The 5,501-nt window shown below is 62.7% G+C and carries 5 protein-coding genes; all 5 read right to left on the reverse strand.

What is annotated here, in order from left to right; genetic code table 11:
- On the reverse strand, positions 1-1,004 hold a 1,004-nt coding region (locus EOA75_RS27885), incomplete at its 3' end, for an ABC transporter ATP-binding protein (RefSeq protein WP_164747600.1).
- Between the two features lie 23 nt (positions 1,005-1,027).
- A complete protein-coding gene (locus tag EOA75_RS27890; RefSeq protein WP_095800490.1) occupies positions 1,028-1,972 on the reverse strand; it encodes a carbohydrate ABC transporter permease in 945 nt (314 codons plus the stop codon).
- On the reverse strand, positions 1,969-2,928 hold the full coding sequence (locus EOA75_RS27895; protein WP_067002547.1) for a sugar ABC transporter permease: 960 nt from the start codon (positions 2,926-2,928) through the stop codon (positions 1,969-1,971). Before EOA75_RS27895 ends, EOA75_RS27890 begins: the two co-directional genes overlap by 4 nt.
- Positions 2,929-3,115: 187 nt before the next feature.
- A complete protein-coding gene (locus EOA75_RS27900) occupies positions 3,116-4,369 on the reverse strand; it encodes an ABC transporter substrate-binding protein (RefSeq protein WP_067002546.1) in 1,254 nt (417 codons plus the stop codon).
- Between the two features lie 59 nt (positions 4,370-4,428).
- Positions 4,429-5,501, reverse strand: a 1,073-nt coding sequence (locus EOA75_RS27905) for an aldehyde dehydrogenase family protein (protein WP_127325677.1), incomplete at its 5' end; no start/stop codon positions are given.

Here is a 5,501-nt window from a genome sequence, read left to right on the forward strand (position 1 = left end):
ACCACGCCCTTGCCGCCGAGATTGGTGACGGCGAACGTGTCCGATCCCGCCGGCTCGACCACTTCGATGTGGCAGTCGGCGGTGGCGATTTCGGATCCGTTGCGCTCGGCGCCTTCTGGATCGGTCAGCGCTTCCGGGCGCACGCCGAAGATGACCGGCTTGTCCTTGAAGGCCGCAAGGCCGGTCGGCGCGCCGGGCAGCGACAGCGTGATCGGTTGGCGGGCCTCACGATCGAGAACAACGGAAAGCCCGCTGCCATTGGCGCCGATCTTGGCCGGGATCAGGTTCATCGCGGGCGAGCCCATGAAATCGGCGACGAAGATATTGGTGGGGTTGTTGTAGACTTCGGCCGGCGTGCCGAACTGCTGTACCTCGCCGTCGCGCATCACGGCGATCTTGGTCGCCAGCGTCATCGCCTCGATCTGGTCGTGGGTGACATAGACGATCGTGGTGCCGGTCGTGGCGTGCAGGCGCTTGATCTCGATGCGCATGTCGACGCGCAGCTTGGCGTCGAGGTTGGAAAGCGGCTCGTCAAACAGGAAGAGTTTCGGGTCGCGCACCAGCGCCCGGCCCATGGCGACGCGCTGGCGCTGGCCGCCGGAAAGCTGGCTGGGCTTGCGGTTGAGCAGGTGACCGATCTGCAGTATCTTTGCCACCTTGTCGATCGCCGCCTGGCGCTCCGCCGCCGGCACGCCGCGCATCTCCATGCCGAAGGCGATGTTTCCGGCAACCGTCATGTTCGGATAGAGCGCGTAGCTCTGGAAGACCATGGCGATGTCGCGCTTCGAGGGATGCAGATCGTTGATCGCGCGGCCGTCGACGCGGATCTGGCCCTCGGTGATGGTTTCCAGCCCGGCAATGGTGTTGAGCAGGGTGGACTTGCCGCAGCCGGACGGGCCGACCAGCACCAGGAAGCCGCCCTTTTCGAGCTCGACATCGATGCCCTTCAGGATCTCGACATTCCCGAAGCGCTTCTTCAGCCCATCAATTTCCAGAAAAGCCATGGTCGTTCCTTCAGAAAATAGGGTCAGCCCTTGACCGCGCCGGCCATCAGCCCGCGCACGAAATAGCGGCCGGCGACGACATAGACGATCAGGGTGGGGAGCGCGGCAATCATCGCCGCCGCCATGTTGACGTTGTATTCGACGACGCCGGTCGAGGTGTTGACGACATTGTTGAGCGCCACCGTCATCGGCATCACGTCGCCGGTGCCGGCGTAAGCGGAAGCGAACAGGAAGTCGTTCCAGATGTTGGTGAACTGGTAGATGACGGTGACGACGAAGATCGGCATCGAGTTGGGCAGCATGATGCGACGGAAAATCTGGAAGAAGGAGGCGCCGTCGACCTGCGCCGCCTTCACCAGTTCGGTCGGGAAGGCCTCGTAATAGTTGCGGAAGAACAGGGTGGTGAAGCCGAGGCCGTAGACCACATGGACGAAGACCAGGTTGACCGTCGAGTTGCCGAGGCCGAAGTTGAACCCCGTCGCGTTCTGCAGGCTGGCGCCGAAGCGGCCGATGCTGCCGAGGATGGTCGCCATCGGCAAGAGTACCGACTGGAACGGAATGAAGCAGGCGAACAGCATCATCGCGAAGACCAGCGTATGGCCGCGGAAGCGCCATTTGGTCAGCACATAGCCGTTGAGCGCGCCGAGCAGCGTCGAGATCAGCACCGCCGGCACCACCATCTTGATGGAGTTCCAGAAGTAGCCCTTGATCCCGGCGCAGGTGAGACCGACGCAGGTTTCGCCCCAGGCCTTGAACCATGGCGCGATGGTCGGCGACTGCGGCAGCGCCAGCATGTTGCCGTTCTGGATCTCGTCCATGGTCTTGAACGAGGTGACCAGCATGACGAAGAGCGGCATCAGGTAGAACAGCGCGAACAGCGCAAGCAGTCCGTAGATGACGATGCGGTTGATCGTCCTGGCGCTGACGCCGCTCGATGCCTGGCTGGCCGGTGAGGTGACGGCGCTCATCGCGGCTTCTCCCTGAGCTCGGAATAGAGATAAGGCACGATGATCGCGGTCAGCGTCATCAGCATGATCACCGCGCTCGCCGAGCCCACCGCCATCTCGTTGCGCTTGAAGGTGAACTCATACATGAAGTTGGAGGGCAGCCAGGCCGAACCGCCCGGTCCGCCGCTGGTCAGCGCCACGACAAGGTCATAGGACTTGATGGCCAGATGCGCGAGCACGATGAAGGCCGACAGGAACACCGGCCTGAGCAGCGGAATGACGATGCGGCGGTAGAGCTGGAACGTGGTTGCGCCGTCGATCTGCGCGGCCTTCATGATCTCACCGTCGATGCCGCGAAGCCCGGCCAGGAACATCGCCATGATGAAGCCGGAAGCCTGCCAGACGCCGGCGATCACCACCGTGTAGATGACGAAATCCTTGTTCTTGATCCAGTCGAAATGGAAGCTCGTCCAGCCCCATTGGTGTAGCGTCTGCTCGAGACCGAGGCCGGGGTCGAGGAACCATTTCCAGGCGACGCCGGTGACGATGAAGGAGAGCGCCATCGGATAGAGATAGATCGGCCGCAGCATGCCTTCGCCGCGGATCTTCTGGTCGAGCAGGATGGCCAGGAACAGGCCGAGCGCCAGGCAGATCAGGATGTAGAGGAAGCCGAAAATGCCCATGTTGGTGATCGAGGTGTACCAGCTCGACGGCGGGTCGCTCTCGAAGGTCCAGCGCCACAGCCGCTGATAGGCGCGGGCGCCGGTGATGTCGTAGGATGGGAAGGTCTTGGAGTTGGTGAACGACAGATAGATCGTCCACAGGATGAAGCCATAGACGAAGACGATCGTCGCCGCGAAGCTCGGCGCCAGGACGATCTTCGGCAACAGGTCCTGCAATCGCGAGCGGACGGAGGCGCCAGGACGGGCGTCATGTTCCGGCGTCAGCTTGATTTGGGTTTCGGCGACTGTGCTCATCGGCTCATCCAGTACCGGTTATTGGGGACCAGCCAGCGTGCGGCGCACACCAGGCAGCAATCCCGTATATCGTCTCGACAGGAGACCTCCCCCGCCGGAGCGGGGGAGACTCGAGTGGTTTTGTTTTATGCAATTCCGAACGGAAAACCGCTATGCACTTTTCCTGGAATTGCTCCAGCAAAACGCCTTACTTGGCGTCGTCGATCGCCTTGACCAATTCGGTCACGGCTTCGTCCGAGGTCTTGATCTGGCCATGGACGAACTTCGAGATGACGTCCTTGTAGGCGTTGGCGACAGCCGGGGGCGCGCCGTAGCCCTGGGCCAACGAGCCGAACAGCTTGCCGCCTTCGTTAGCCGCCTTAAGGTCGGCGATGCCCTTCTTGCCGCAAGCATCGAAGTCGGTGTCCGGCACGTCGGTGCGGGCGGGGACCGAGCCCTTCACGACGTTGAAAGCCGACTGGAAGCTCTTCGACAGGGTGGCGGTGGCCAGAGCGACCTGGGCGGCCTTGCGGTCGTCCGGAACGTTGAACATGCCGAACATGTCGGAGTTGTAGATCACCGAGCCGTCGGTGCCCGGGAAGCGGTAGCAGAGGAAGTCCGTGCCCGGCGTCTTGTTGGCGGCGTGGAATTCGCCCTTGGCCCAGTCGCCCATGACCTGAACCAGCGCATCGCCCTTGATGACCATGGCGGTGGCGAGGTTCCAGTCGCGGCCCGAGAAGTTCGGGTCGACATAGGTGACGAGCTTGGCGAGGTTGTCGAACGACTTCTTCATCGTGTCGGACTTGAGCGACTCCTCATCGAGGTCGTTCATCGCCTTCTTGTAGAATTCCGGTCCGCCGGTCGACAGCACGACGGAGTCGAACATGGTCGCTTCCTGCCAGTTCTGGCCGCCGAGCGCCAGCGGGATGACGCCAGCGGCCTTGGCCTTGTCGAGCAGGGCGATGAAGTCGTCGAAGGTCTTCGGCTCGGTGCCGCCGATCTTGTCCATCACGGCCTTGTTGATCCACAGCCAGTTGACCGAGTGGACGTTGACCGGAGCCGCGACCCACTTGCCGTCATAGACGGAGAACTTCTGCAGGGCGGCCGGAACGCTCTTGTCCCAGCCTTCCTTCTTGGCGGTCTCGGTGAGGTCGCCCATGACGCCAGCAGCGGCATAGTCGAGCACGGTGTAGCCCAGCATCTGCGAGGCAGTCGGATAGTTGCCGGCCGCGACCATCGCCTTCAGAGCGGTCATGGCGGCGTCGCCGCCGCCGCCGGCCACCGGCACGTCCTTCCAGGCATAGCCTTCCTTGGCCAGATCCTGCTTCAGCACGTTCAGAGCAGCCGCTTCGCCGCCCGACGTCCACCAATGCAGCATCTGCACTTCCTTGACGTCCGCGGCATGCGCCGAGAACGCAAAGCTCGTCGCAAGAGCCGTTCCGATAAGCAGTTTGCGCAACATGTACTACCTCCCTTGTTGCATTCACATAACCGGCGGGGTGACCGCCGGGGTCTCCCAACTCAGCCGAGCCACCATCCGGTGCGCTGGCCGCGATGAAACTGGATTGTCTTTTCCTCGGTATAGTCCTCGACGGCGCGTTTGCCGAGTTCGCGTCCGAGACCGGATTGCTTGTAGCCGCCGAAGGGCAGTTCGGGATAACCCTCCATGAACGTATTCACCCAAACCGTCCCCGAACGCACACCGCGCGCCACCGACATACATGTGTCGATGCTGGCGCTCCACACTCCCGCAGACAGACCATAGGGCGTGTTGTTGGCGATGTGCAATGCCTTTTCAATCGTTTCAAAAGTGAGCACGGACAGCACCGGCCCGAAGACTTCCTCGCGCGCGATTTCCATGTCCTCGGTAACGTTGCGGACAATGGTCGGATCGAGATACTGGCCGGCGTTGGAGGCGAGCTGTCCGCCGCCGCTGAAGACGCTGCCGCCGCCGGTTTTGGCCGCCTTCACATATCCGGCTACCTTCGCCATATGGTCGGCCGAGATCATCGCGCCGACCTTGGTGCGGTCGTCAAGCGGATCGCCGACTTTCACCCTCTCGGCCAGCGCCTTGACTGCGCCGAGAAAGTCGTCCGCGATCGCCTCATGCACGATCAGCCGACTGCCGGCATTGCAGCATTCGCCGGCGTTGAAGAAGCCGCCGAAGACTGCGGCATCCGCCGCTGCTTCGAGATCGGCGTCGGGAAAGACGATCTGGCCGTTCTTGCCGCCGAGCTCCATCGACACCTTCTTCAGCGAACTGGACGCCGCCGCCATGGTCATCTTGCCAACGCGGGTCGAGCCGGTGAAGGACACCATCTCAACCAGCGGATGGCTGACCATTGGCGCGCCGACATCGCTACCCAGGCCAGCGAGGATGTTGACGACACCCGTCGGCAGGCCGGCCTGCAGCAGGATATCGCCGAGCACGAAGGTCGACGCCGAGGTCATCTCGCTCGGCTTGACCACGGCAGTGCAGCCGGCGGCGAGCGCGAAGGGCAGTTTCTGGCTGACGATCAGGAAGGGAAAATTCCACGGCGTGATGATCGAGACGACGCCGATCGGCTCGCGCAGCACCACGCCCAGCATGTCAT

Origin of the sequence: Mesorhizobium sp. M1A.F.Ca.IN.022.07.1.1 (assembly GCF_003997575.1) — a bacterium.
Lineage (GTDB): Bacteria > Pseudomonadota > Alphaproteobacteria > Rhizobiales > Rhizobiaceae > Mesorhizobium.